Origin of the sequence: Polaromonas sp. AER18D-145, from assembly GCF_002379095.1 — a bacterium.
Taxonomy (GTDB): Bacteria; Pseudomonadota; Gammaproteobacteria; order Burkholderiales; family Burkholderiaceae_C; genus Polaromonas.
Map to the genome: position 1 here is coordinate 1 of NZ_NBZV01000035.1, position 24,576 is coordinate 24,576.

At 62.9% G+C, this 24,576-nt stretch carries 25 protein-coding genes; 15 read left to right on the plus strand and 10 right to left on the minus strand.

Going from position 1 to position 24,576, the window contains the following annotated elements; translation table 11 throughout:
* The first annotated feature begins 96 nt into the window (after positions 1-96).
* The gene (locus B7G52_RS16300) at positions 97-444 is read left to right on the plus strand and encodes a YegP family protein (RefSeq protein ID WP_096698607.1); all 348 of its coding nucleotides are present in this window, start codon (positions 97-99) and stop codon (positions 442-444) included.
* A 98-nt stretch (positions 445-542) separates the two neighbouring features.
* On the plus strand, positions 543-2,081 hold the full coding sequence (tldD, locus tag B7G52_RS16305) for a metalloprotease TldD (RefSeq protein WP_240523492.1): 1,539 nt from the start codon (positions 543-545) through the stop codon (positions 2,079-2,081).
* 14 nt (positions 2,082-2,095) lie between these two features.
* Here the strand turns inward: tldD and B7G52_RS16310 are convergent, their stop codons facing one another.
* The 7 genes from B7G52_RS16310 to B7G52_RS16340 are packed head-to-tail and all read right to left on the minus strand — an operon-like array spanning position 2,096 to position 9,321.
* On the minus strand, positions 2,096-3,757 hold the full coding sequence (locus B7G52_RS16310) for a class I adenylate-forming enzyme family protein (protein ID WP_240523493.1): 1,662 nt from the start codon (positions 3,755-3,757) through the stop codon (positions 2,096-2,098).
* A gap of 16 nt (positions 3,758-3,773) precedes the next feature.
* Positions 3,774-4,415, minus strand: a complete 642-nt coding sequence (locus B7G52_RS16315) for an ABC transporter ATP-binding protein (RefSeq protein ID WP_096698608.1) — start codon at positions 4,413-4,415, stop codon at positions 3,774-3,776.
* Entirely contained in the window at positions 4,412-5,203 is a 792-nt protein-coding gene (locus B7G52_RS16320) for an ABC transporter ATP-binding protein (protein ID WP_170954789.1), read from the minus strand. Before B7G52_RS16320 ends, B7G52_RS16315 begins: the two co-directional genes overlap by 4 nt.
* Positions 5,204-5,209: 6 nt before the next feature.
* Positions 5,210-6,169 carry a branched-chain amino acid ABC transporter permease gene (locus B7G52_RS16325; RefSeq protein WP_205853076.1) on the minus strand — a complete coding sequence of 320 codons (960 nt, stop codon included), beginning with the start codon at positions 6,167-6,169 and terminating at the stop codon, positions 5,210-5,212.
* Positions 6,170-6,209: 40 nt separating this feature from the next.
* The gene (locus tag B7G52_RS16330) at positions 6,210-7,106 is read right to left on the minus strand and encodes a branched-chain amino acid ABC transporter permease (protein WP_096664448.1); all 897 of its coding nucleotides are present in this window, start codon (positions 7,104-7,106) and stop codon (positions 6,210-6,212) included.
* Positions 7,107-7,147: 41 nt separating this feature from the next.
* Positions 7,148-8,470 (minus strand): ABC transporter substrate-binding protein, encoded by a 1,323-nt coding sequence (locus tag B7G52_RS16335; RefSeq protein WP_096698609.1) that lies wholly within the window; start codon positions 8,468-8,470, stop codon positions 7,148-7,150.
* Between the two features lie 56 nt (positions 8,471-8,526).
* Positions 8,527-9,321, minus strand: a complete 795-nt coding sequence (locus B7G52_RS16340) for a FadR/GntR family transcriptional regulator (RefSeq protein WP_170954790.1) — start codon at positions 9,319-9,321, stop codon at positions 8,527-8,529.
* 197 nt (positions 9,322-9,518) lie between these two features.
* On the opposite strand from B7G52_RS16340, the gene B7G52_RS16345 reads away from it, so the two are divergent.
* The 5 genes from B7G52_RS16345 to B7G52_RS16365 all read left to right on the plus strand — a co-directional run bounded on the left by B7G52_RS16345 (position 9,519) and on the right by B7G52_RS16365 (position 13,927).
* Positions 9,519-10,034 (plus strand): cyclase family protein, encoded by a 516-nt coding sequence (locus tag B7G52_RS16345; protein ID WP_096698611.1) that lies wholly within the window; start codon positions 9,519-9,521, stop codon positions 10,032-10,034.
* A 255-nt stretch (positions 10,035-10,289) separates the two neighbouring features.
* Positions 10,290-10,865 (plus strand): hypothetical protein, encoded by a 576-nt coding sequence (locus B7G52_RS16350; RefSeq protein ID WP_096698612.1) that lies wholly within the window; start codon positions 10,290-10,292, stop codon positions 10,863-10,865.
* A gap of 374 nt (positions 10,866-11,239) precedes the next feature.
* Entirely contained in the window at positions 11,240-12,364 is a 1,125-nt protein-coding gene (locus B7G52_RS16355) for a 3-deoxy-7-phosphoheptulonate synthase (protein ID WP_096698613.1), read from the plus strand.
* 130 nt (positions 12,365-12,494) lie between these two features.
* Positions 12,495-13,520, plus strand: coding sequence for a hypothetical protein (locus B7G52_RS16360; protein ID WP_141397479.1), 1,026 nt, complete (start codon positions 12,495-12,497; stop codon positions 13,518-13,520).
* A 95-nt stretch (positions 13,521-13,615) separates the two neighbouring features.
* Positions 13,616-13,927 carry a hypothetical protein gene (locus B7G52_RS16365; RefSeq protein ID WP_096698615.1) on the plus strand — a complete coding sequence of 104 codons (312 nt, stop codon included), beginning with the start codon at positions 13,616-13,618 and terminating at the stop codon, positions 13,925-13,927.
* A 68-nt stretch (positions 13,928-13,995) separates the two neighbouring features.
* On the opposite strand, the gene mpl is transcribed toward B7G52_RS16365, so the two are convergent.
* The gene (gene mpl / locus B7G52_RS16370; RefSeq protein ID WP_096698616.1) at positions 13,996-15,417 is read right to left on the minus strand and encodes a UDP-N-acetylmuramate:L-alanyl-gamma-D-glutamyl-meso-diaminopimelate ligase; all 1,422 of its coding nucleotides are present in this window, start codon (positions 15,415-15,417) and stop codon (positions 13,996-13,998) included.
* Between the two features lie 429 nt (positions 15,418-15,846).
* Here mpl and B7G52_RS16375 point away from each other — a divergent pair, with 429 nt between their 5' ends.
* From B7G52_RS16375 to B7G52_RS16410, 8 genes are all read left to right on the plus strand, one after another.
* Entirely contained in the window at positions 15,847-16,455 is a 609-nt protein-coding gene (locus B7G52_RS16375; protein WP_240523495.1) for a hypothetical protein, read from the plus strand.
* Positions 16,452-16,991, plus strand: a complete 540-nt coding sequence (locus B7G52_RS16380) for a TlpA disulfide reductase family protein (RefSeq protein ID WP_096698617.1) — start codon at positions 16,452-16,454, stop codon at positions 16,989-16,991. Before B7G52_RS16375 ends, B7G52_RS16380 begins: the two co-directional genes overlap by 4 nt.
* Before the next feature lie 99 nt (positions 16,992-17,090).
* On the plus strand, positions 17,091-17,537 hold the full coding sequence (gene aroQ / locus B7G52_RS16385; RefSeq protein WP_096698618.1) for a type II 3-dehydroquinate dehydratase: 447 nt from the start codon (positions 17,091-17,093) through the stop codon (positions 17,535-17,537).
* A 149-nt stretch (positions 17,538-17,686) separates the two neighbouring features.
* Positions 17,687-18,133 (plus strand): acetyl-CoA carboxylase biotin carboxyl carrier protein, encoded by a 447-nt coding sequence (gene accB / locus B7G52_RS16390; protein WP_096698619.1) that lies wholly within the window; start codon positions 17,687-17,689, stop codon positions 18,131-18,133.
* A gap of 7 nt (positions 18,134-18,140) precedes the next feature.
* Positions 18,141-19,490: an acetyl-CoA carboxylase biotin carboxylase subunit gene (accC, locus tag B7G52_RS16395; RefSeq protein ID WP_096698620.1), complete on the plus strand. Its 1,350-nt coding sequence runs from the start codon at positions 18,141-18,143 to the stop codon at positions 19,488-19,490.
* A gap of 25 nt (positions 19,491-19,515) precedes the next feature.
* Entirely contained in the window at positions 19,516-20,406 is an 891-nt protein-coding gene (prmA, locus tag B7G52_RS16400) for a 50S ribosomal protein L11 methyltransferase (RefSeq protein ID WP_096698657.1), read from the plus strand.
* 42 nt (positions 20,407-20,448) lie between these two features.
* Positions 20,449-21,522, plus strand: coding sequence for a DUF3426 domain-containing protein (locus B7G52_RS16405; protein WP_096698621.1), 1,074 nt, complete (start codon positions 20,449-20,451; stop codon positions 21,520-21,522).
* Positions 21,523-21,541: 19 nt separating this feature from the next.
* Positions 21,542-22,444, plus strand: coding sequence for a carbohydrate kinase family protein (locus B7G52_RS16410; protein ID WP_096698622.1), 903 nt, complete (start codon positions 21,542-21,544; stop codon positions 22,442-22,444).
* 197 nt (positions 22,445-22,641) lie between these two features.
* On the opposite strand, the gene B7G52_RS16415 is transcribed toward B7G52_RS16410, so the two are convergent.
* Complete coding sequence (locus B7G52_RS16415; protein ID WP_096698623.1) at positions 22,642-23,109, minus strand: histone H1-like DNA-binding protein; 468 nt, start codon at positions 23,107-23,109, stop codon at positions 22,642-22,644.
* Between the two features lie 189 nt (positions 23,110-23,298).
* On the minus strand, positions 23,299-24,504 hold the full coding sequence (locus B7G52_RS16420) for a ribonucleotide-diphosphate reductase subunit beta (protein WP_096698624.1): 1,206 nt from the start codon (positions 24,502-24,504) through the stop codon (positions 23,299-23,301).
* Positions 24,505-24,576: the final 72 nt, after the last annotated feature.

Here is a 24,576-nt window from a genome sequence, read left to right on the forward strand (position 1 = left end):
GGCAAGTCACGCACCGCCGAGCCGCTGTACCCAGGCTCGTCTGTAGGCAGGTGCCTTGTCCACGGCGGGCGGGATATCTAACCCACTGGAAAATCCATGTCGTTATCCCCAAACCCTCAGAAACTACCCACAGATTCCCCGGACGAGCCGTATTTCTTTTCCTTGCTGGCGGGCAATGGGCAGACCATTCTGGCCAGCGAGATGTACGACACCAAGGCCAGCGCCCTGGCAGGCATCGAATCCGTCAAGAAAAATGCCGCGGACGAAGCAAAGTATGTGCGCCTGGACGGCAAGGACGGATCGCCCTATTTCACCCTGCGCGCCGGCAACAACCAGGTGATCGGCCAGAGCCAGATGTACGCCAGTGCCGCCGCGCGCGACAGCGGCATCGCATCGTGCAAAACCAACGGGCCGGGTGCGGCAATCAGCGACCTGAGCGCCTGATCACCGCCAGCGGCGGCCGGTGTCTGGGGGCGTGGCCCGTCCAGGCGGACAGAAGCCTTGCGGGGGCGGGGCCGGGTCAGACTGCCTACAATGACCGCATGACCTCACTCAAATCCTCGCCGGCCTCGGCACGCAAGCCTGCCTTTACCGCCGCCCGCGCCGCCCGTCCCAACTCCGACGCCACGTCGGAGCGTCTGGCGATAGCGCAAAAGCTGCTGCTGGCGCCTTTCGGGCTCACCGAGGCCCATTTGAGCCGGGCCCTGGGGGAAATCACTTCGCACGGCGTCGATGACGCCGACCTGTATTTCCAGTACACGCGCAGTGAAGGCTGGAGCCTGGAAGAAGGCATCGTCAAGACCGGCTCCTTCAGCATCGACCAGGGCGTGGGCGTGCGCGCGGTCAGCGGTGAGAAAACCGCGTTTGCCTACTCCGACGACATCTCCGAGGCCTCGCTGCTCGACGCGGCGCGCACCGTGCGTACCATCTCGGCGGCCACCCGCGCCGGCCGTGTCAAGGTGCCGGCGCGCAAGGTCGCGCCCGGCCGCTCGCTGTACCAGGACATGGACCCGATCGCAACGCTGGGCAGCACGGCCAAGGTCAAGCTGCTCGAGCGCGTGGAAAAACTCGCCAAGGCCAAAGACCCGCGCATCGTGCAGGTCATGGCCGGCCTGGCCAGCGAATACGACGTGGTGATGGTCGCGCGTGCCGACGGCACGCTGGCCGCTGACGTGCGGCCGCTGGTGCGCCTGTCCGTGACGGTGATTGCCGAGAAAAAGGTCGCCGGCGTGAGCCGCCGCGAAATGGGTTCCGGCGGTGGCGGCGGGCGTTTCGGCCTGGCCTACTTCGACGAGGCGCAGATCAACGAATATGTCAATGACGCGGTGACCGCGGCCCTGTCCAACCTCGAGGCGCGTCCGGCCCCGGCCGGCGAAATGACCGTGGTGCTGGGCCCCGGCTGGCCCGGCATCCTGCTGCACGAGGCGATTGGCCACGGGCTGGAGGGCGACTTCAACCGCAAGGGTTCGAGCGCGTTCTCGGGCCGCATCGGGGAGCGTGTGGCCGCCAAAGGTGTCACCGTGCTGGACGACGGCACGATTGCCGACCGGCGTGGCTCGCTCAACGTCGATGACGAGGGCAACGCCAGCCAGCGCAATGTGCTGATCGAGGACGGCATCCTCAAGGGCTATATCCAGGACTCGCTCAATGCGCGCCTGTCCGGCGTCAAGCCCACCGGCAACGGCCGCCGCGAAAGTTATGCCCATGTGCCCATGCCGCGCATGACCAACACCTACATGCTCGGTGGCGACAAGGCGCCGGAAGAAATCGTCGCCAGCATCAAGAAAGGCCTGTACGCCACCAATTTCGGCGGCGGCCAGGTCGACATCACCTCGGGCAAGTTCGTGTTTTCCGCGAGCGAGGCGTTCTGGGTTGAAAACGGCAAGATCCTCTACCCGGTCAAGGGCGCGACGATTGTCGGCAACGGCCCGGACGCGCTGACCCGCGTCACCATGATGGGCAATGACCTGCAGCTCGACAGCGGTGTCGGCACCTGCGGCAAGGAAGGCCAGAGCGTGCCGGTGGGTGTCGGCCAGCCGACCCTGCGCATTGACGGCCTGACCGTGGGCGGCACCGCCTGATTTTCCTGCTTGGTTCAGTTCGCTGAAAGCAGGCGCTCGCGCAATTCTCGCTTGAGGAGTTTGCCGTTGGCGTTGCGGGGCAGCGGCGACGGCATGATGCTGATCGCATCGGGTACCTTGTAGTCCGCCAGGTCACGGCGGCACAGGTCCTTGAGCTCTTCCGCGAGCGCCTCGCCGGACACACCGGCGGCGCTGACATGCACAAACGCATGGACCCGTTCACCCAGAACCGGGCAGGGCACGCCGACGGTAGCGGCCTCCAGCACGCGGGGGTGTCCCATCAGGCAGTTTTCCACCTCGACCGAGAACACCTTGTAGCCGCCCCGGTTGATCATGTCTTTCTTGCGGTCGTGGATGCGCAGAAAGCCGTCCGCATCCAGGGTGCCGATATCGCCTGATTTCCAGTAACCGCCACAAAACGACAGCGCGGTGGCTTGCGGGTTGTTCCAGTAACGGGGAACCACCATCGGCCCGCCAATCCAGACTTCGCCGCTCTCGCCAGGCGGCATTTCGCGGCCTTCGTCGTCCATGATGCGGATGTCTGCGCAGGGCAGGGCGACGCCTACCGCGTCCAGCACCCGCGAGCCTGGCGGCGTGATGGTGGCCGGAGAGGTGGTTTCCGTGGCGCCGTAGGCATTGAAAAGCTGCACGGTCGGGCAGTGCTGTCCCAACTGCCCGATGGTGCTCACTGGCATGGGGGCGCCGCCGAACCCGCCCAGGCGCCAGGCGCTCAGATCGAGTGCGGCGAATCCGGGTTCGCGCAGGCACAGCGCATACATGGCCGGCACCATGAGGGTGTAACTCATGCGTTCGCGCGCGGCCAATTGCAGAAATGCCCCCGCCTTGAACTCGCGCAGGATGATCACACATCCCGCGACCGCGCCCATGGCCGCAACGATGGCAATGATGCCGGTCACATGCGAGCCGGGCACCGCCAGCACCGCGCGTTCGCCGGCCTCCAGGCCCAGGCAGGTCTGGTAGTGCAGGGCCGAGTGCACCACATTGAAGTGCGTGATGACCGCGCCTTTGGGCTGCCCCGTGGTCCCCGAGGTGTAGAGAATGATGGCGGGTGCTTCCTCGGCCTCACCCTCACCCTGCCATAAGGTGGCCAGGGGCGGATCCAGAAGGCTGTTCCACGCTGTTGACAGCATGGTCTTCGGGACTGCAGACCCGTCGGCGCCGGTGCACAGCACCTGAATGATCGGCGCGCCGTCGTCGAGTTGCGTTGGCAGCAGGCGCACCAGGTCGGCCTGCGCAATCACGGCCCGCGCCCCGCACTGATGGAGGATGAAGCCGATGCCTTTGGCCGAGTCCCGCGTGCTCATGGGTACCGCCACCGCACCGAGCTGCGCAATGCCATACAGCGCCAGCACGAACTCGGCCCGATTGCCCATCAGCAGCGCCACCCGGTCACCCGGGTTCACTCCCAGGCGCTGCAGGCCCTGGGCAATGCGCAGGCCGGCGTCTTCCAGCTGCCGCCAGGTCCAGCGCTGATCACCGTCCACCAACGCCTCGGCTTGCGGATGGCGCGCCGCGGCCTCATGCATCATCGTGGCAAGCCCCGGAGGGCGGGATGCGAAGCAGGCGACGACGCGTGAATCGAAATGGGCCTCGCGCCGCAACACCTGCGGGGCGTGCAGCTGCCAATGCGTCAGCGTGGTGCTGCGGTCGTCCACGGTTGCCGCCGCGGGTTCAATGCCCGTTTGCGCCACGCTCGATCACAATCTCAGTGTCGAGCAGGTGGCGCGAGTGGTTCAGGTCCGATTGACTGATCAGTACCGAGAGACCGCTGCCGCGCATTTTGCCCACGACCTCCGAGAGCCTTTGCGACAGGGCGGGTGCCACGCCCTCGAAGGGTTCGTCCAGCAGCAACAGGCGCGTGCCCACCGCCAGTGCACGGGCCAGCGCGACCAGCTTTTGCTGCCCGCCGGACAACAGCAGGGCTTTGCGCGTGCGCATTTCAACGAGTTCCGGCAAGACCGAGTAGACCAGTTCCAGGCGTTCGGAAACACGCAGGCTGGGTGACACCCAAAGCGGCAGGCAGATGTTTTCCTCAACCGTCAGCTCCGGCACCAGCCCGCGGTCTTCCGGCATGTAGCCAATACCCAGGGCGGCGCGCTCGTGGCTGGCCAGGGTGCTGAGGTCCACGTCGCCAAAGTGCAGAGTTCCTTCGCGCAGTGCGAGATGGCCCATGATGGTCCGCATGACACTGGTCTTGCCGGCGCCGTTGCGTCCGACCAGGCCGACCAGACTTCCGGGCTCCACCGTGATGGAAAACTGTCGCAGCACATCAACGTTCTGGATGGCCACGACGGCCTGCGAAAGCCGGATCATGCTGCAGCCTCCTCGGTAGGTCGCACGGAGCCGGTCACGTAGCGCTGCACCTCGGTGTCCCCCAGCACCGCCGACGAAGAGCCGTCAGCGATCACACGTCCGCTGTAAAAAGCAATCACACGCGAGGCATAACGCTCCACGATGTCCATGTCGTGTTCAACAAACACCACGGTCACCGGCCGGCCCTGCGCGCCGCGGTCAATCGCGTTCATGACTGTGTCCATGGTCATGAACTTTTCCTCGGCGCTGACGCCGCTGGTGGGCTCGTCAAGCATCAGGAGTTTGGGGTGTCCGGTCAGCGCCATCGCAATGTCCAGAAGTTTGCGCACGCCGCCCGGCAGTTCCATCACGGGCCGCGACGCGTGTTTTGCCAGGTCAAAACGCTCCAGCAGGCTGAGGCATTCGGCCACGGCGGAGGGCTCCCGGCCCGAGCGCAGAAACGAGCGTTCACCGCGACTGCAATGCAGCGATGCCAGCATGTTGTCCAGCACCGGCATGTGCATGCACAGCTGTGGAATCTGAAATGACCGGGCCACGCCCCGGCGCGTGATTTCCCGTGGGGCCAGCGCGGTGATGTCTTCGCCGTCCAGAACGATCTGCCCCGACGCCGGTTTCAGGTAACCGGTGATCATGTTGACGAACGTGGTCTTGCCGGCGCCGTTGCTGCCGATCAGGCACAGGCGCTCGCCGGTGGCAATGTCGATGGAGATGTCGGATGCCGCGACCACGGCACCGAAGCTGCGGTTCAGGTGTTGGGCGGACAACAGGGCTTGTTTGACGGGGTTCACGGCGACTCAGTCCTTGTTGTTGCGTTTGGGAAGCAGCCGGTACATCTGCGAGCCCAGTCCGTCGGGCAGAAAACGGATCACCAGCAACAGGAAGATGCCCAATGCCAGCTGCCAGGTGTTGGGGAAATAGGCACTGGAGAATGAACGCACCAGCTCCAGCAGCAAGGAGCTGACGAGCACGGCGGTCACGCTCTGGTAACCCGCCAGAATGGCCACGAAGACAAATTCGCCGGAGGTTGTCCAGTAGCTGAAGTTGGGGTCGATGTGGCCGAGTGCGAGCACGCTCAATGCGCCGCCCAGCCCCCCCAGAAACGCGGCCAGCAGGTAGTTCCACGCCACGATGTTGACGACCGACATGCCCAGGTATTCCACCCGCAGTTCGTTTTCCCGAACCGCCAGTGACAGCAGGCCGCGCGTGGAATCACAATAGAGGCGCGCCAGTCCGGCCATCAGGCAGGTGATGCCCGAGGTGACGCCCCACAGCAGCAGGGTGGATTGCGCCGCCTCGGGTTTGAAGCCGAACAGGGTCGGGCGCGTGACGTTGAAGCCGTCCGAGCCGCCCAGCGTGTCGGTTTTCATCAGAATCCCGTACAGCACCATCGACAGCGCCAGCGTCAGCATGGCAAAGAAAATGCCGCGGTAACGCGCCAGCAGGGGCGCAAAAGGCAGGGCGACAAAAAAGGCCGTCACCCCGCCCATCAAGGACAGTGCCAGTGCGTCGGTGATGCCCAGCCGGTTGAACAGCAGGGCGGCGGTGTAGCCGCCGGCTGCAAACACCAGTCCCTGGCCGAAGGGCACCGCGCCGCTGCGCATCATCAGCATGATGCCGAGCGACACCAGGCCATTGGCCAGGGCAATGGTGCCCAAAAAAACCAGCCACTTGGGCAGTACCAGCCCGAGCCCGAGCAGCAGCAGAAAGACCAGGACAGAAACCAGAAAAACGCGCTTGGCAGAAGAAACAATCAAGACAAAATCCTCCGGGCTTTATAGGGACGGCGGCTTGCCATCAAATCTTGCGGGCCTGGATGCGCTGGAACATTCCTTCGGGGCGGAACATCAGGATCACGGCCATCACGACGTAGATGCTGAACAGCTCGGCCGGCGGCCAGATGTGCACAGCCGTCGCTCGAGATAGCCCGACGATCAATGCACCTATGGCTGCCCCCTCGATGCTGCCAAGCCCGCCGATGATGACCACTGCAAACGACACGATGATCACGCCAACGCTCAAGCCTGGCTGCACTGAAATCATCGGTGCCGTGAGCGCTCCCCCGAGCGCCGCAAAAAACACGCCGCCCATGAAAGCCAGGGTGTAGATCCGCGACACGTTCACACCCATGCTGGACGCCACCTCCGCGCTGTGAATGACTGCCGTCACGATCTTGCCCTGACGCGTGCGGTTGAGCACCCACCATGTGAGCAGTCCGCATCCGATCGCGAGCCCGATCAACAGCACGTCATAGCCGACGTAGGATTGACCGGCAATATTGAGGATGCCGAAGGCCTGGTAGGTATCCGACACGTAATAGGGATTCACGCCCCACAGCAGTTTGGTGATGTCTTCCAGCATCAAGAACATCGCGTAGGTCACCAGCACCAGCAGCACTTCGTCTCGGCCATAAAACATTCTCAGAATGCCACGCTCCGTCAAGGGCGCCAGGAGGACGGAAACACCCACTGCCGCCGCAAACAATGCGACCACGGTGAAGGCCGGCGCCATCTGCATGGACAGCATCCAGCCCACCAGGCTGGCGCCAGCATATGCGCCCACGGCATAAAAGCTGCCGTGGGCGATGTTCAGGATTTTCAGCACGCCGAACACAAGCGTCAGCCCCAGCGCCACGATGAAAAGCCATGACGCATAGGTGATGCCGTCAAACAATATAGTGAGAAGCAGGTTCATGTGCAGCGTGCAGAAAATTGAATATCAGGGGGTCACGGGCCTCACGGGCACTTGGCGCCCGGGAAGCCGGCCTTGATCCAGTCTTCGCTCTTCATGTTGGCCGGCGGGTTGACGCAAGCAGCGCCGAACCGCTGGATGTCATCGAGCATCACCATCTTGCGGGCGGCGTCGTAACGGGTCTTGCCGATGGCGGTGTCCTGGATCGCCTGCTGGCCGTCGCCGAGCGCCATCCGGATGGTGCCGGCTGGGGATTCCCACTGGCTGCCTTTCAGTGCCGCGGCGAGCTGTTCCTGCGTCGGCTTTTTGCCGCCATTGGCCGCCATCGCCTTTTCTGCGGCAGCCTTGAGTCCGAACAGGGCCTGGGCCATGCGGTAGGGTGCCTGCACCGGGTACACGTTGTTGGCTTTCTCATACAGGCTGAACCACCAGTCGTTCAGGGCTGACTTCGGCGACATCAGGCCATAGGCACCACGCGCGCCGAGGATGACGCCATTGGGCATCTTGTCCCCCAGGGCGGGCAGCACGTGGTCTGCGGCTGAAAACACGCCCTGCTGCTTCTGGAACACGCCGCGGGCGTTGGCTTGCAGGATGAAGGCTTGCAGGTCGCCGCCCCAGAGGCTGGAGTGCAGAATGTCTGCCGGCTTGGTGGAAAGTGCGGAAATTTCGGTGCCATACTGGCCGGCGCCAAATTTCGGCAGCAGGTCGGCTTCGACTTTGGCACCCTTGTAGAGCTGCTCCATCGACAGCACGAAGTCCTTGCGCGAGTCCTGTCCCCAGGCGTAGTCCTGGTTGATCAGGTTGTAGCGTTCTACCTTGACATTGCGCATCTTCAGATAGCGGGCCAGCGCCACGTTGTCCATGGTCGCATGGGATGCCGTGCGGAACACGTACTGGTACTTGTTTTCCTCAAAGATACGGGGCGTGCCGCAGTCGTAGAGGATGAGAAACCGCTTCATCTCTTCAGCGACGGGGGCGACGGCCAGGCAGTCGCCGGACCCGACGTATCCCACAACGGCATCGACTTTCTCACGCTCGTACAGGTTGCGCATTTCCTGAACCTGCTTGGTCGCGCCGCCGGCTTCGTCGACATACACGGCTTCGATTTTCATCCCGGCAAAGCCGGGCTTGTTGTAGGGCGCGGGCGCCTGCCCCTTGTTGAAGGCATCAATGAGCACCTTGGCGCCATTGACCGCCGGCACGCCGAAGCTTTCCGCCGCCTGGCCGGAAAGAAAGCTGACGATGCCGATCTTGAAGGTTTCCTGTGCCAGTGCCGGCGCCGCCGCGATCGCCACGGCAGTCGCTAGAAGTGCATGACGCCACTGGGGCCGGAAGCGGCACTGCCATTTTTTTTCTGCGATTTCCATCGTTGTCTCCTATTGGTTGAACAGGTAAAAAAACCGGTCGGGCCAAGGCCTCGCCGTTACTCCAGGTGATGCGTCTCAATGGGCGTGTTCATCGGAATCCTGGCCAGCGTATAGCCACGCTGAAAATCAATCAAGTGCTTGCGCGTCCACTCCTGCGCCTGCCCGGCATCGCCCGCGGCAATGGCCTTGAAAATGCGCTTGTGGGCGTCAAGATTGCGTCGCTCCAACTGCGGCAAGACGGCCTGCAGCCTGGTCAGGGACGGACGGTAAAGCAGGTTGATGGGCTCCCGCGCCAGCATCAACACCCGGTTGCCGGAGGCGCGCGCCACGGTGGCATGAAACTCGATGTCGATCTGCGCGTGCTCCTGCATGGAGCCGCCATTTTTGTGGTGCGCCTTCAGGCGATCCACATTGGCCGCGAGCTGCTCGATGTCCGCGGCTGTTGCTGACTGGGCCGCCAGACGCGCGGCCTCGGGTTCGAGCACCACCGCAACCTGCCACAGTTCGGCAAAGGTGACCTGTTGCAGCATCAGCGAGCGCGCGGCGCGCGGGGCCGCGTCATAAATGCCGGGCATCGTGACCTGCAGGCGCTTGGAGCTGCGGCGCTCGACCAGACCCTCCTGCTCCAGCTGGCGGATGGCCTCGCGCACGGTGGAGCGGTTGACGCCGAACTGCTCAGCCAACTCGACCTCGGTCGGCAGCAGGGTGCCGGGCGACAGCTTCCCGCTCAGAATCTGCTTTTCCACGACCCCGGTAATCATCTGGTAGGCAGGCGTGACCTTGACCCGCTCAAACAGAGGTTCGCTGGATTCGGAGGCTACTTCGGCAAGCATGCAGGTGGCGGACATCATGAAGTTTGTCGGACAAACCAACTGTTGCATAAGCGGGCTGCGCCATTAATAAGTACTTTCCCTTGATCGCCAAAATCGCCCGTGACAAGGCTCATGCGCGCTGCTGGATTCGGCGGGTTGACGCGATCAAGACCCATCCCGTCTCCTTATCCTGAGGAGACAGCCATGCAGTTTCGGATTTTGTTCAGGCCAACGGATTGAAAAAGCTGGGCGTCGAAAAAATCCCCCCATTCGTGACGCGCGGCATCGTGCTGGACATGACGGCCTACTACGGCATACCCATGGTCAAGGAAGGTACCGCATTCAACCGCAAAGAGATCGATGAACAAGCCAAACGCCAGGGCCTTGAGATCAGAAAAGGTGATGTGGTGCTGTTCCATACCGGCTGGCAGGCGCTGGAAGGCAAGGACAACAAACGGTTTCTTGCGGGCGAGCCTGGTCTGGGCAAGGACGGCGCGCTCTACCTGGCTTCGAAAGAGGTGGTGGCAATCGGTGCCGACACCTGGGCGCTGGAAGCCATTCCCTTTGAAAAAGATGTGGGGGTGTTTGAAGTTCACCAGATTCTGCTGGCCAGAAACGGCATTTACATTCTGGAGAACATGAACACGGATCCTCTGGTGCTGGACAAGGCCTACGAATTCATGTTCGTGCTCGGCGCCTCCCGCATGACCGGTGGGTTGCAGGCAATCATCAACCCGGTGGCGATTCGTTGATGGCGTTTGGGCCGGTTGCGGCGGCCTTGTGCCGAGTGGGCGAAAATACAGGGAAATGAAACGACGTCTTTTCCCTTTTCCGCTTTCCGCCCGCTCTCTCTGCCTCGCCGGCTACGATCGCGGGTTTACCCATCCATACAGCCTCATGCCAGCGGGGCTGTCGGTGCATTTCCTGGCGGGACGGCTTGGGAGCGGGCCCTGCCGCCTGGCTGTTCCAGCGCGGCAGACGAGCACAAACATGCGTTCAAGCAAGTCATGAGTGCTGCTTCCAACTCGCGCCTTCCGATTGACCCGACCACGCTGCTTCCCAGCATCCAGAGTTTTGGTGAGCTCAGCCATTTCCTGCGTTCGGCGATGGCCGACGAGGAGTCGCTGCAGCTGGCTGACGGCATGGGCGGTCTGGCGGTGGGCATCGAAGCCGTGCTGTCAGGCCTGAAGCGCGAACCCGATTTGCAGGCGCTGGCCGCGCCCCTGATGGACCTGATGACCATCCTGCGCGAGCATCGTGCGCTGGTGATTGCCCTTTCGCCGGCATGGCGCGGCCTCTATGAATACGCGGCCTACCTGGCGGCGCTGAACAACTTTCGCGTGCTGATTGGCCAGTGGCTTCTGGCGGCCGGTCCCCAGGACAAGCCCGGTCCGCCGGAGCCGCAAGCCATCCATTTTGAGGACTTCGAACTGGTCGGATGGCGGACGCTTGGGGAGGGCATGCTGCTGATCGATATGTATGAACAGCTCAGCGGCCGGGAAACGGGCGAGTCCGGCGGTGCGGCGCTTGATGAGGCGCGGGTGGAGCGGGCCAGAACCTGGTGGGAACGTCTGCGCGGCTAGACTGGCCCCCACGGTCGCGCACTGCGTGTCGCTTCCTGCCCCCCGAGGGGGCCGCTGCGCCTGCCGGCCGGCAAAGCCGGACCCGCGGCCCCTGCTTGAAAGGAGATACCTTCCCGCGATCTCGGATGGTGTGGAGAAGGCCCGCGCGCTTGTTGTTTTGCCGCGTCGCGGCTTGTGCTACATTCCACCCATGACCTCCGCGAAATCTTATTTTGCTTACTTTTGGTTCTCAAGCGCCTCCGGCGGTAGAGAGATCCTCGCGTAAGCAGAAAAAGACGCAACAGATTCTTGAAAACCGCCGGGCTCCCGGCGGTTTTTTTTTGCCCATGCCATTTGCCGAATCGATTCTTGAACGTTCTAAAAGGAAGCCAGCCATGAATGCCAAAGCCACCCAAGCCAGCGATGCCTGGTATGCGAGTCCTGTCGACAAAACCAGCCAGACCGACGACGAACGCATCAAGGACATCACTGTGTTGCCACCTCCCGAGCATTTGATCCGCTTCTTCCCGATCAGCGGCACCCCGGTGGAGTCGCTGATCACCCAGACGCGCAAAAACATCCACAACATCATGGCCGGCAAGGACGACCGCTTGCTGGTGGTCATTGGCCCGTGTTCCATCCACGACCCGGCGGCGGCGCTCGACTACGCGCGCCGACTGGCCGAGCAGCGCAGGAAATACGCCGGCACGCTGGAGATCGTGATGCGTGTGTACTTCGAAAAACCGCGCACCACGGTCGGCTGGAAAGGCCTGATCAACGACCCTTACCTGGACGAGACCTACCGCATCGACGAAGGCCTGCGCATCGCACGCCAGTTGCTGATCGACATCAACCGCCTGGGCCTGCCGGCCGGCAGCGAGTTTCTGGACGTGATTTCGCCGCAGTACATCGGCGACCTGATCGCCTGGGGGGCCATCGGGGCGCGCACGACGGAAAGCCAGGTGCACCGCGAACTGGCGTCCGGCCTGTCGGCGCCCATCGGCTTCAAGAACGGCACCGACGGCAACATCCGCATCGCGACCGATGCGATCCAGGCGGCTGCCCGCGGCCACCATTTCCTGTCGGTGCACAAAAATGGCCAGGTGGCGATTGTGCAGACCAACGGCAACAAGGACTGCCATGTGATCCTGCGTGGCGGCAAGACGCCCAATTACGATGCCGCCAGTGTCGGTGCGGCCTGCAAGGAGCTGGAGGCGGCCAAACTGCCGGCCACGCTGATGGTCGACTGCAGCCACGCCAACAGCTCCAAGCAGCATGAGAAACAGCTGGAGGTGGCGCGCGAGATTGCCGCTCAGGTGGCAGGGGGCTCGCACCAGGTCTTCGGCCTGATGGTCGAGAGCCATCTGCAGCCGGGTGCACAGAAGTTCACGCCCGGCAAGGACGATGCCAAAAACCTGGAATACGGCAAAAGCATCACGGACGCCTGCCTGAGCTGGGAGGATTCGCTCAATTTGCTCGATGTGTTGTCCGAAGCCGTCAAGGCCAGACGCGCGCGTTGACGACGCCTCCCCCAATTGGGGGATGGCATGTTAAGCATTAGGTGCTAAATTTGGAACTTCTGGTTACACTTCCACCCCATGCCACGACAGCGGTTGTCACATGGAGGAACCGGTCGTCCAAGAAAGCGCCATGTCTTCCGAGCAACCTCTTCTCTGCCTGGGTCTGGCTGGTTTCACGCCCGAACAACGCGAGCGGCTCCATCTGCTGCTCGGCCAGTTGCCAACCCGGGGCGCGGTGTGGCGTGTCGGTCCGTTTGCAGAGGCTGATGCCTGGCTGGTCAGTGGTGAAAAATGCCGACTGGTGGCCGCCGACACCCTGAAAATTCTGGCCGGCCTGCCCACCGAGCGCACCGTGCAGCTCGATCTGGACGAGGTCGACCGCCCGATCGCCTTCTCGCTGCCGCTGTCCTCTGACGATTTTGATCCCAAGCACACCTTCGACCTCAGTGCGGGTGCCAGCCTGTCCGGGGTGTTGCAGCATTTCGAGGGCTGGTTGCGGCCTTTGCGTTCCCAGTTTGTGTTGGGCGGGCAACTGATCGCGCGCGAGAACGAGTTGCTGCCCGGCATTTATCACGTCAGCCACAGGGGCCAGCTGCTGGCGGTGATGGATTTCCACGAGTGGCGCATCGGCATTTTGCGCAAGGCCGACCCGGTCGATTTCGAACTGGCCCACTGGGACCGGCGTCCCCTCGAGGCGCACGACATCCCGAGCCATTTTCTGCGCAGCAGCCTGACCCATTTGCGCTGGATTTACGCACAGCGCACCGAGCGCGACGTGTTGCCTTCGCGCTACCGCAGCAAGCCGGTCTATTTTCGCCATGCGCCAGCCGTGCCCATGCGCTGGATCAGGGACTCGCAGCTGATCTTGTTGCGCGAACTGTCGCAGGCAGCGGGAGACTTTGACGCCCTGCTGCAGCGCACCGGGCTGACGCACGCCCAGCTGACGCGGGATCTGGCCAGCCTGTATTTCGCCGGTGCGGTCACCACGACACCCGACAAGGCCGGGACCGGCGCCTTCACGGGCGGGGAGGACAGCCTTCCCGGGAAAAGCCGCAACGGGCCGGCACAGGCGCTGCCGGGCGCACCTGCGGGGCCGCCGACCCTCCCCGTGCGCACGCATGACCTGACGGCGCCGGCGCAACTGGGCCGCAGATAAACCTGCGGGCGCCGCCTGCGCGGGTTTTAGCCGATTGCCGGACCGGACGGCGGCGTTCATGCTGGCGGGCATCCCGATTCGATACCGAGGAAACCATGTACAGCGAAGTCACCGTCACCTTCAAAAACAGCCCGCCCCTGCGGATAGACCTTAACGAGGTTCAGCCCATGCCACACGAGGCCGCCAGGGCCTGGCTCGATGAGCAGTTCACCCAGATGGGCTGCGAGCCACTGCGGCCCACCGGCAAGTTGCTGATGGCCGACAAGGTGCTGGTGGTGGCCCAGGCTGCGGGTCCGCAGCAGTTTGCCGACGCCGCCTGGGCTCAGGCCTTTGCACGTGCGGCCAGCGCCTCGCTGGCCAAACCGGTGATTCACATCGATGTGCCGGCGATGGCGATCAGCTACTGAACTTATGGATGATTTTGACCTGCAGCCCTTGAGGGGAAAGCGCAGGTAGCTATCAAAAAAGTAGCAAATCAGCCTGCCTGCAGCGCCTCCAGTAACCGGACGTGGATGCCACCAAAACCGCCGTTGCTCATGCACAGCAAATGGTCGCCGGGACGCGCGGCGGCTTTGACCTGCGCCAGCAACTGGTCGAGGTTGTCGGCCACCTGCGCGCGCGCGTCCATGGGCGCCAGCGCGGCCCGGGCGTCCCAGTCGAGTCCGCCAGCATGGCAAAACGCCAGGTCGGCCTGCTCCAGGCTCCAGGGCAGTTGCGCCGTCATGGTGCCCAGCTTCATGGTGTTGCTGCGCGGCTCGAAGATCGCCAGGATGCGCTGGGCCCCGCCCTGACCAGTCAGTTGACGGCGCAAGCCGTCTATGGTGGTGTGGATTGCCGTCGGGTGGTGCGCAAAGTCGTCATACACCGTGATGCTGCCGCCGGGGCGCGCCACCACGCCGCGCACTTCCATGCGGCGCCTGACGTTTTCAAAACTCGCCAGGGCCTCAGCCGCCAGCGCGGGCGCCACACCCACATGTTCGGCAGCAGCCATGGCGGCCAGCGCGTTGAGCTGGTTGTGTACGCCGCTGATGGCCCATTCGACACGCGCGACTTTCTGGCCGCGTGCCAGCACGTCAAAAGCATCTGGCTCGCCGTGCGCCGAAAACCCGCTGGATGGATCGCCGCCGAAGAGTACCTGCTCACTCCAGCAGCCCTGGGCCAGGACACGGGCCAGGCTTTCCTCCCGCGCGTTGACAACGATGCGGCCAGAGCCGGGCACGGTGCGCACCAGGTGGTGAAACTGCCGCTCAATCGCGGCCAGGTCGTCAAAGATGTCGGCGTGGTCAAACTCCAGGTTGTTCAAAATCGCGGTGCGGGGCCGGTAGTGCACAAACTTGCTGCGTTTGTCAAAAAACGCGGTGTCGTATTCATCGGCCTCAATCACAAAGGTGTTGCCTGTGCCCAGCCGGGCCGACACGCCAAAATTGAGCGGCACACCCCCCACCAGAAAACCGGGCTGCAGGCCGGCGCACTCCAGAATCCAGGCGAGCATGGCGGTGGTGGTGGTTTTGCCGTGGGTGCCGGCCACCGCCAGCACATGGCGCGGACCGGTGGGGTGGTGCGTCGGATGGTGCAGCACATGGCCGGACAGCCACTGCGGGCCGCTGGTGTAGGGCACGCCGGCGTCCAGAATGGCCTCCATCAGGGGGAATTTGGGCTTTCCGCTGGCGTCATGCGCGCGGGACACCACATTGCCGACCACAAAAACATCGGGCTGAAAGGCCATCTGGTCGGCGCCATAACCTTCAATCAGCTCGATCCCCAGTGCGCGCAGCTGATCGCTCATCGGGGGGTAGACGCCCGTGTCGCAACCCGTGACCTTGTGCCCGGCCTCGCGGGCCAGCGCGGCCAGGCCCCCCATGAAGGTGCCGCAGATTCCCAGAATATGTATGTGCATGCAGGTATTCTAGGAGCCTGTCGGACTTGGGAATCGTCGGCTGCAAATCGACCGCAGCGGTCCATTTTTCACCGCCTTTTTATCCCATAGCTGGGCTATGGGCCTGCAAATCTGGCAAAAACTGTCCTCGCTGGGGTCGATTTTCGCTTTCGACGCCCCAAGCCCGACAGACTCCTAGGAGGCCCGCGGCTGGTCGGGTGGTCCTGGCACGCAACTGTTTTTGGCTCGGAGTTTTTGACGAAACAGGGCGGTGGCCCAAACAGATCATGCGCAAGCAGCTATTTATTTCATAGCGCTGTGGGGTGTGTGGGCTTTGGCGGGAGGCTACCGTGCCCCTCGCATGCAACTTTATCGCCAGCGGGCGGGTCAACCCCATGCAGAATCCAGAGGCCGCCGATTTGCTGGCGGCCCATTGTCGAGAACCACACCGTGAACCCCCACACCCTGAAACTGGAAATTGCCGCCACCGCCGCAGCGCTGGTCGTGGAAGAAGGCCTGGAATACGGTCCGGCAAAACGCCGTGCCGTCAAGCAGATGGACCTGTCCGGCCGCAGTGAGCTGCCGGGCAACGACGAGGTCGAGGACGCGGTGCGCGAGCACATCGCGCTGTTCTGCGCGGACACCCAGCCGTTCGAGCTGGCCGCGCTGCGCGCGCTGGCCCTGACCTGGATGCAGCGCATGGCGCAGTTTCGCCCCTACCTGGGCGGCGCCGTCTGGCACGGCACGGCCACACGGCTGTCCGACATCTATATCCAGCTGTTCTGCGACGACCCGAAATCCGCCGAAATTGCGCTGATCGACCACGACGTGGACTACGAACCCCGTACCGTCACCGGCTTCACCGGCGACAGCGTCGAGGCGCTGAGCGTGCGCAGCCTGTGCAAGCCGCTGCAGGAAACGGTGGGCGTGCATCTGATGGTGTACGACCACGACCATCTGCGCGGTGCGCTGCGGCCCGATGCCAAAGGCCGCAAGCCGCGTGGGGATCTGGCCGACGTGCAAAAATTGCTGATGACCAGCCAGGAGCCCGATTCATGAACCGCAGGAAATTGATGTTGGGCGGGGTGGCAGCGGCCGCCGCTTTTGCCGGCGCGGGCGTGGCCTGGCGGCAGCTCCAGCCGCATGGTGCACCCGTCGCTGCGGGCGGGCAGGGCGCTGCGTTGGACCCGTTCTGGTCGCAGGCCTTTGACACGCCCGACGGTGCCAGCCTGACGCTGGCCAGTTTTTCCGGCAAACCCCTGCTGGTCAATTTTTGGGCCACCTGGTGTCCGCCGTGCATCGAGGAGTTGCCTCTGCTTGATAGCTTTTATCGGGAAAACAAGGCTAAAAGCTGGCAAGTTCTGGGTTTGGCCGTGGATCAACCCAGTGCGGTGCGGGCCTGGCTGCAGCGCAAACCGCTGGGTTTTCCGGTGGCCATGGCTGGTTTTTCCGGCACCGAGCTGAGCAAGTCCCTGGGCAACCTGTCCGGGGGGCTGCCATTCACCGTGGTGTTTGGGGCGTCCGGTCAGCTGCTGCATCGAAAAAGCGGCAAGGTGACGCCCGAGGATCTGGCCCAATGGGTGCAACTGGCCTGAGAGGCCGGGCCGAGTTGAGTCCTGGTCGGCGGGCGGATATCGGGTGGATATGGGGTAAAGTTCGGGCTTGCCCGGCGGCCGGCCGGAAAGGAGACAGCGTTGATGAGCATACTGGTATTGCATGGACCGAATCTGAACCTGCTGGGCACCCGCGAGCCGCAGGTTTACGGGGTGACGACGTTGGATCAAATTAACGAAGATTTGGTCAAATTCGCCGCAGATCGCGGCACATCGCTGCAAACTTTTCAAAGCAACCATGAGGGTGCCTTGGTAGACCGCATCCAGCTGGCGCGCACCGACGGCACGCAGTTCATCGTCATCAACCCGGCGGCCTTCACGCATACCAGCGTGGCCATCCGCGATGCCCTTGCCGGGGTGGCCATTCCGTTTGTGGAGGTGCATCTTTCCAACGTCCACCGGCGCGAAGCCTTTCGCCACCACTCCTATTTTTCGGACGTGGCTGAAGCCGTGATGGCGGGTTTTGGGCCGGCTGGTTACCGCTATGCGGTAGACTTCGCCCTTTCGCGTTTGGCTAAAATAGCCTGAATTAATAAAATTAGCTGATTTTTAGGAGCCGAAGGGTGTAAAAAGCGGAATTTAGGCGCAAACCTGCGCCGTCGCCCGCCAGTCACGCCGTCGGCAACATGAATATCAGAGGTGCCGCCTCTAGGCCCCCCACCGTCGTTGGAGAAACCATGGATTTAAGAAAACTCAAGACACTGATTGACCTCGTTTCCGAGTCCAATGTGTCCGAACTGGAAATCACCGAGGCCGAAGGCAAGGTTCGTATTGTCAAGTCGGGCGGCACGCCCATGGTGATGCAGGCCCCCGTGGCCATGATGCCGGCACCGGTGGCCGCCCCGGCGGCCGGCGTGCCGGCTGCGCCTGTCGAGCCGGCGGCGCCGGCCGGCCATGCGGTCAAGTCCCCGATGGTTGGTACCTTTTACCGCTCGTCCAGCCCCGGCGCCAAGGCCTACGTGGAAGTGGGCAGCCAGGTCAAGGAGGGCGAGACCATCTGCATCATCGAGGCGATGAAAATCCTCAATGAGATTGAAGCGGACAAATCCGGCACCATCACCCGCATCCTGTGCGAGAACGGTCAGGCGGTGGAGTACGGACAGCCGCTCTTCATGATCGAGTGACCGCCGCATGTTCAAAAAGATACTGATCGCCAACCGCGGCGAAATTGCGCTTCGCATCCAGCGCGCCTGCCGGGAACTCGGCGTCAAGGCCGTGATGGTGTACTCCGAAGCCGACCGAGAGGCCAAGTACATCAAGCTCGCGGACGAGTCGGTTTGCATCGGCCCGGCGCCGTCGGCGCTGAGCTACCTCAACATGCCGGCCATCATCTCGGCCGCCGAGGTGACGGACGCCGAGGCGATTCACCCCGGCTACGGTTTTCTGAGCGAAAACGCCGACTTTGCCGAACGGGTTGAAAAAAGCGGCTTCAAGTTCATTGGCCCGTCGCCCGAATCCATACGCATCATGGGCGACAAGGTCTCGGCCAAGCAGACCATGATCAAGGCCGGCGTGCCCTGTGTGCCGGGCTCCGAAGGCGCCTTGCCGGACGACGCGGCAATCATCAAGCGCACGGCCAAGCAGGTCGGTTACCCGGTCATCATCAAGGCGGCCGGTGGCGGTGGCGGGCGCGGCATGCGGGTGGTGCACACCGAGGCGGCGCTGCTGCACGCGGTGCAAACCACCAAGGCCGAAGCGGGCGCTGCCTTTGGCAATCCCGAGGTCTACATGGAGAAATTCCTGCAGAACCCGCGCCATATCGAAATCCAGATCCTCGCTGACCAGCACAAAAATGCGGTCTGGCTCGGCGAGCGGGACTGCTCCATGCAGCGCCGTCACCAGAAGGTGATTGAAGAGGCGCCGGCCCCGGGCATCCCGCGCAAGATCATCGAGCGCATCGGCGAGCGCTGCGTCGCAGCCGTCAAGAAGATCGGCTACCGCGGTGCGGGGACCTTCGAGTTCCTGTACGAAAACGGCGAGTTCTACTTCATCGAGATGAACACCCGGGTCCAGGTCGAGCACCCGGTGACCGAGTGGGTCACCGGCGTGGACATCGTCCGGTCGCAAATCCAGATAGCGGCCGGTGAAAAACTGCCTTTCACCCAGCGCCAGATCGAAATCAAGGGCCATGCGATCGAATGCCGCATCAACGCGGAAGACCCCTACAAGTTTGTTCCGTCGCCGGGACGCATCACCACCTGGCACATGCCTGGCGGGCCGGGTGTGCGGGTGGACTCGCACATCTACACGAACTACTTTGTGCCGCCGAATTACGACTCCATGGTCGGCAAGATCATTGTTCACGGCGACACCCGCGAGCAGGCCCTGGCCCGTATGCGCACCGCGCTGGCCGAAACCGTGGTCGAAGGCATCAACACCAACATTGCGCTGCACCGCGAACTGATGGTGGATGCCAAGTTCATGGACGGCGGCACCAACATCCATTACCTTGAAGAGTGGTTGTCACAACGTGACCGCTGAACCGGGCGCGCTCCAGCCCAAGAGCATGTTTGAACTGGTGTTGCTGGCCCCGGTGGACAGCGTGGAAACGCTGAGCGAGGCGCTCGATGCGCTGGACGCACTCAGTGTGTCGGTCGAGGATGCCGATGCACAGACGCCTGCCGAGCAGGCCCTGTTTGGCGAGCCCGGCATGCCGCCGCCCAAGGCCGGCTGGGAGCGTTCGCGCGTGGTGTCGCTTTTTTCGGATGAAGCCGGTGCGCGTGACGCCGCCAGCGTGCTGTCTGCGCAGGACTTTTTTGCCGGCTGCCAGCTGGTGGCCATTCAGGCGGTGCCCGAGCAGGACTGGGTGCGGTTGACGCAGTCGCAATTCACACCGGTGGAGATCACCCCCGAGTTCTGGATTGTCCCGACCTGGCACGAGCCGCCCGCGCAGGCCCGGCAGGTGATCCGGCTGGACCCGGGGCTGGCTTTTGGCACGGGCACCCACCCGACCACGCGCATGTGTTTGCGCTGGATTGCTGAAAATGGCGCTGCGGGCAAGTCCCTGGGTCGTGTGCTGGACTACGGCTGCGGCTCCGGCATTCTTGCCATTGGTGCGGCCAAGTTCGGTGCGTCCAGCATTGATGCGGTCGATATCGACGAGGCGGCCGTGCAGTCCACGCTGGCCAATGCCGAGGCGAACCATGTCAGTCTGCGCACCGGCCTGCCCGACAAGGCCGAAGGCACTTACCAGACCGTGCTGGCCAACATCCTGGCCACGCCGCTCAAGGTGCTGGCGCCCCTGTTGTGTGCGCGTGTGGTTCCCGGCGGCGCGCTGGTGCTGGCCGGCATTCTCGAGCGGCAGGCCGACGAGCTCAAGGCCGCTTATGCGCCTTACTGTCAGCTGCAGGTGGCGGACCAGGAAGACGGCTGGATACTGATGACCGCCCGGCTCTGAGCGGGCCCGCGCCCTGTCACGCCCCGTACAATAAGGCGCTAAATGAGCCTGATTACGCGCTGTTCTGCCTGCGGCACGATGTTCAAAGTCGTGGCCGACCAACTCAAGATTTCCCAGGGCTGGGTGCGCTGCGGGCACTGCTCCGAAGTTTTTGACGCAGCAGCCAATCTTCAGCCCTACGCACCCCAAGCAACCGCGTCGTCCACCGATGCTCCGGTGTCCCCTGCACCCGATGCCCTGCCTGACCTGCAGCAGGACAGCGGCGGGGCGGCATCCGTGGCCCCCATGCTGGTGGCGCCTTCTGCGGAGCCGGAGGCCGACTGGTCTGATCCCGTGCCGGCGCAAGAGGCAGCACCGGTTGCCGCGTCCGCATCGGTGCCGGAAGTCCAGGTGTCGCCGTCGCCAGACCTCGCCGCCGACGTGTTCGCCTTTTCGGTGAGCCCGGAGCCATCCGACTTTTCCGGAGCGGCGGCACCCGCAGCGCGAGCGGGCTACACGGAAAGTGCCTTTGGTGAATCAGCGTCGGAGATGCTTGAACCCGGTCATGTTCACGAGGTGTCATTTGTGCGTGAGGCCAGGCGCGATGCGTTCTGGCGCCGGCCCGCGGTGCGTGTGGCGCTTGGATTGGCGGCATCGGTGCTGCTGGCCGTCTTGCTGTTGCAGGTCGCCCTGTTCCAGAGACATACGCTGGCCGTGTCGCAGCCCTGGCTGCGTCCGGCCCTGTACACGCTGTGCGCCTCGCTGCATTGCGAGATCAGGCCGCCGCAGCAGATTGAATCGGTGGTGATCGAGAGTTCGACTTTTAACAAGCTGTCCGCCGACGCCTACCGGCTCAAGGTGGTGATCAGGAACGCAGGCGCGATCCCCTTGGCCTTGCCGTCGCTGGAGCTGACACTGACCGACACCCAGGACCAGGCGCAGCTGCGGCGTGTGCTGACCCCGGTGGAACTGGGCGCCACCGGCCCCACACTGGCGGCAGGCGCCGAATTTTCCGGCGTGCTGGCCATCAGAATTTTGAATTCCCCAGCCGACGCCAGCGCGTCCCAAACGCCGCCCGCGCGGCCTTCCGCGCCCTTGCGGATTGCCGGCTACCGGGTCCTTGCTTTTTATCCCTGACTGAATCGAGATCCATCCCATGCCTGCTGTAATTTGTGGTTCCCTGGCCTTTGACACCATCATGACGTTTGAGGGGCGCTTTGCCGAGCAGATCCTGCCCGACCAGCTGCACATCCTCAACGTGTCCTTTCTGGTGCCGGCCCTGCGCCGGGAGTTTGGCGGCTGCGCCGGCAACATCGCCTACAGCCTGCAGCAGCTGGGCGGAACGCCCTTGCCCATGGCGACCGTGGGTACCGATGGGGCCGAGTATGTGGCGCGCCTGAACACACTGGGCATCAGCACCGAGTTTGTCAGGGAGGTGGGAGACACCTACACCGCCCAGGCCATGATCATGACGGACCGCGACAACAACCAGATCACCGCCTTCCATCCCGGGGCGATGGGCCAGGCGCATACGACAAAAATTGCGCCGCGTGCCGATATCAGCATCGGCATCATCTCGCCGGACGGGCGCGACGCCATGCTGCAGCATGCCGAGCAGTTCAAGGCCGCCGGTATTCCTTTTGTGTTCGATCCCGGCCAGGGCCTGCCCATGTTTGACGGCCAGGACCTGGCCCATTTTGTCGAGCTGGCGAGCTGGGTCACGGTCAACGACTACGAAGCCAAACTGCTGTGCGACCGGACCGGTTTGTCCTGCGCCGAGATATCGAAGCGGGTGCAGGGCCTGGTGGTGACGCTGGGTGCACACGGTTGCGAGGTCTGGGTGGACGGCGACAAGACGCTGGTTGCGCCGGTGGTGGCCACGGAAGTGGTGGACCCGACCGGTTGCGGCGACGCTTTTCGCGGGGCCCTGTTGTTCGGCCTCGAAAAAGGCTGGTCGCTGGCCCGCTGCGCCGAACTGGGCAACCGCGTCGGCGCCCACAAGATTGCTTTCCGCGGCGGCCAGAACTACACACTCACGTCCGCTCAGACTGGCCTGTAAGCGCCGATTAAAAGCCAAAAAGGATTCCAGCCCATTTTTTATGGGTGGACTCAGCTACTGAATTTATAGCGAATGGGGGCGCCTTCAACGGGGCCGGCTGCCCTGAAGAAGGTGCACTCGGTGCCTTTCACCACACGCCGAAAGTAAAAAAGCCCGGCATCTTGCGATGTCGGGCTTCAGGCCAAGTGCCTTACTGGTTACGGCTTGCTGGCTGTCGGAAACGGCCAGGCAGCTTGCGGGTTCAGAGTTGTCTGAGCCGCAGGGGCAGCCGGTGCAGCAGGAGCTTTGGCAGCGGGTTTTTTCGCGGCTTTCTTCGCAGCGGGTTTTTTCGCTGCTTTCTTGGCTGCTGGCTTTTTGGCAGCGGCTTTCTTCGCAGCAGCTTTCTTCGCTGGCGCTTTTTTCGCTACTTTTTTCGCCGCAGGCTTTTTAGCTGCTGCTTTTTTTGCAGCAGGCTTTTTGGCCGCTACTTTCTTGGCCGGGGCTTTTTTCGCTGGCGCTTTTTTCGCAGGAGCTTTTTTAGCTGCTACTTTTTTCGCTGGCGCTTTTTTGGCCGGGGCTTTTTTCGCTGCTACTTTTTTCGCAGGGGCTTTTTTAGCCGCTACTTTTTTCGCAGGGGCTTTCTTCGGAGCAGCTTTTTTAGCCGCAGTTTTTTTCGCAGTTGCCATAGTTTTCTCCTTGATTACATTGCAAAGATCACTTCACGTCTGGAGTACGCGAAGCGATTCACGGCGTTGGGCTGTCGGCGAACCGGGCCCAGCGCCGCGAACACGGGAGCAAAGCCCAACGCGCGCACTTCTGCGGTGCGGTCACTGGTCAATGCAAGTCTGGAAATCATTGTTGTGTCGGCTTGTCTGTCAGTCCCAGGAGAGAGCGCCACCGGACTGGTACTCGATCACACGGGTTTCGAAGAAGTTGCGTTCCTTTTTCAGGTCGATCATTTCGCTCATCCAGGGGAACGGGTTTTCCTCGTTCGGGAACAGCGTCTCCAGGCCGATCTGCGTGGCCCGGCGGTTGGCGATGTAGCGCAGGTAACCCTTGAACATGGACGCGTTGAGGCCCAGCACGCCGCGCGGCATGGTGTCCTCGGCGTAGCGGTATTCGAGCTCGACCGCCTTCATGAACAGGGCCTTGATCTCGGCCTTGAACTCGGCGGTCCACAGCAGCGGGTTCTCGAGCTTGAGCTGGTTGATCAGGTCGATGCCGAAGTTGCAGTGCATGGACTCGTCGCGCAGGATGTACTGGTACTGCTCGGCGGCGCCGGTCATCTTGTTCTGGCGGCCCAGCGCCAGGATCTGCGTGAAGCCGACATAGAAGAACAGGCCTTCCATCAGGCAGGCGAACACGATCAGGGACTTCAGCAGGGTCTGGTCCGCTTCCTGGGTGCCGGTCTTGAAGTTGGGGTCCGAGATGGCATCGATGAAGGGAATCAGGAACTGGTCCTTGTCCCTGATCGACTGCACTTCGTTGTAGGCGTTGAAGATTTCGCTTTCATCCAGGCCCAGCGATTCGGTGATGTACTGGTAGGCGTGGGTGTGAATGGCTTCTTCAAACGCCTGGCGCAGCAAAAACTGGCGGCACTCGGGCGCCGTGATGTGCCGGTAAGTGCCCAGCACAATGTTGTTGGCGGCCAGCGAGTCGGCGGTGACGAAGAAACCGAGGTTGCGCTTGACCAGACGGCGTTCGTCTTCAGTCAGGCCGTTCGGGTCTTTCCAGAGCGCGATGTCGCGCGTCATGTTCACTTCCTGCGGCATCCAGTGGTTGGCGCAACTGGCCAGGTATTTTTCCCAGGCCCATTTGTACTTGAACGGAACCAGCTGGTTCACGTCGGTCTGGCCGTTGATGATGCGTTTGTCGGCGGCTTTGACGCGATGGGCGGTGGGTGCCACGGTGGCCGGTGCTGCACGCACGCCTGATGAAGTCAGGGCGCTGTCGTCGAGCATGCGGGCTGCAGCATGGGGCTGCAAAGAAAGAGGCGGAAGTTCCATCGAGCGGCCTTCGGGAAGGGCGCTGGCAAGAGGTTTTTGCAACGATGGTTTAGCTTCTTCGTCCCAGGTCAACATAGATGTTTCCAATAAGTTGGATTATGAAAGCAGCGATACAAAATGAAAAGTGTTCATTCACATCGCTCTGAA

Bases quoted from the DNA above. Each gene is read 5' to 3' on its own strand.
- B7G52_RS16300 (WP_096698607.1), top strand. From the start codon at position 97: ATGTCGTTATCCCCAAACCCTCAGAAACTACCCACAGATTCCCCGGAC.
- tldD (WP_240523492.1), top strand. From the start codon at position 543: ATGACCTCACTCAAATCCTCGCCGGCCTCGGCACGCAAGCCTGCCTTT.
- B7G52_RS16315 (WP_096698608.1), bottom strand. From the start codon at position 4,415: ATGATCCGGCTTTCGCAGGCCGTCGTGGCCATCCAGAACGTTGATGTG.
- B7G52_RS16330 (WP_096664448.1), bottom strand. From the start codon at position 7,106: ATGAACCTGCTTCTCACTATATTGTTTGACGGCATCACCTATGCGTCA.
- B7G52_RS16335 (WP_096698609.1), bottom strand. From the start codon at position 8,470: ATGGAAATCGCAGAAAAAAAATGGCAGTGCCGCTTCCGGCCCCAGTGG.
- B7G52_RS16340 (WP_170954790.1), bottom strand. From the start codon at position 9,321: ATGATGTCCGCCACCTGCATGCTTGCCGAAGTAGCCTCCGAATCCAGC.
- B7G52_RS16350 (WP_096698612.1), top strand. From the start codon at position 10,290: ATGAGTGCTGCTTCCAACTCGCGCCTTCCGATTGACCCGACCACGCTG.
- B7G52_RS16355 (WP_096698613.1), top strand. From the start codon at position 11,240: ATGAATGCCAAAGCCACCCAAGCCAGCGATGCCTGGTATGCGAGTCCT.
- B7G52_RS16360 (WP_141397479.1), top strand. From the start codon at position 12,495: ATGTCTTCCGAGCAACCTCTTCTCTGCCTGGGTCTGGCTGGTTTCACG.
- B7G52_RS16365 (WP_096698615.1), top strand. From the start codon at position 13,616: ATGTACAGCGAAGTCACCGTCACCTTCAAAAACAGCCCGCCCCTGCGG.
- mpl (WP_096698616.1), bottom strand. From the start codon at position 15,417: ATGCACATACATATTCTGGGAATCTGCGGCACCTTCATGGGGGGCCTG.
- B7G52_RS16380 (WP_096698617.1), top strand. From the start codon at position 16,452: ATGAACCGCAGGAAATTGATGTTGGGCGGGGTGGCAGCGGCCGCCGCT.
- accB (WP_096698619.1), top strand. From the start codon at position 17,687: ATGGATTTAAGAAAACTCAAGACACTGATTGACCTCGTTTCCGAGTCC.
- accC (WP_096698620.1), top strand. From the start codon at position 18,141: ATGTTCAAAAAGATACTGATCGCCAACCGCGGCGAAATTGCGCTTCGC.
- prmA (WP_096698657.1), top strand. From the start codon at position 19,516: ATGTTTGAACTGGTGTTGCTGGCCCCGGTGGACAGCGTGGAAACGCTG.
- B7G52_RS16405 (WP_096698621.1), top strand. From the start codon at position 20,449: ATGAGCCTGATTACGCGCTGTTCTGCCTGCGGCACGATGTTCAAAGTC.
- B7G52_RS16410 (WP_096698622.1), top strand. From the start codon at position 21,542: ATGCCTGCTGTAATTTGTGGTTCCCTGGCCTTTGACACCATCATGACG.
- B7G52_RS16415 (WP_096698623.1), bottom strand. From the start codon at position 23,109: ATGGCAACTGCGAAAAAAACTGCGGCTAAAAAAGCTGCTCCGAAGAAA.
- B7G52_RS16420 (WP_096698624.1), bottom strand. From the start codon at position 24,504: ATGTTGACCTGGGACGAAGAAGCTAAACCATCGTTGCAAAAACCTCTT.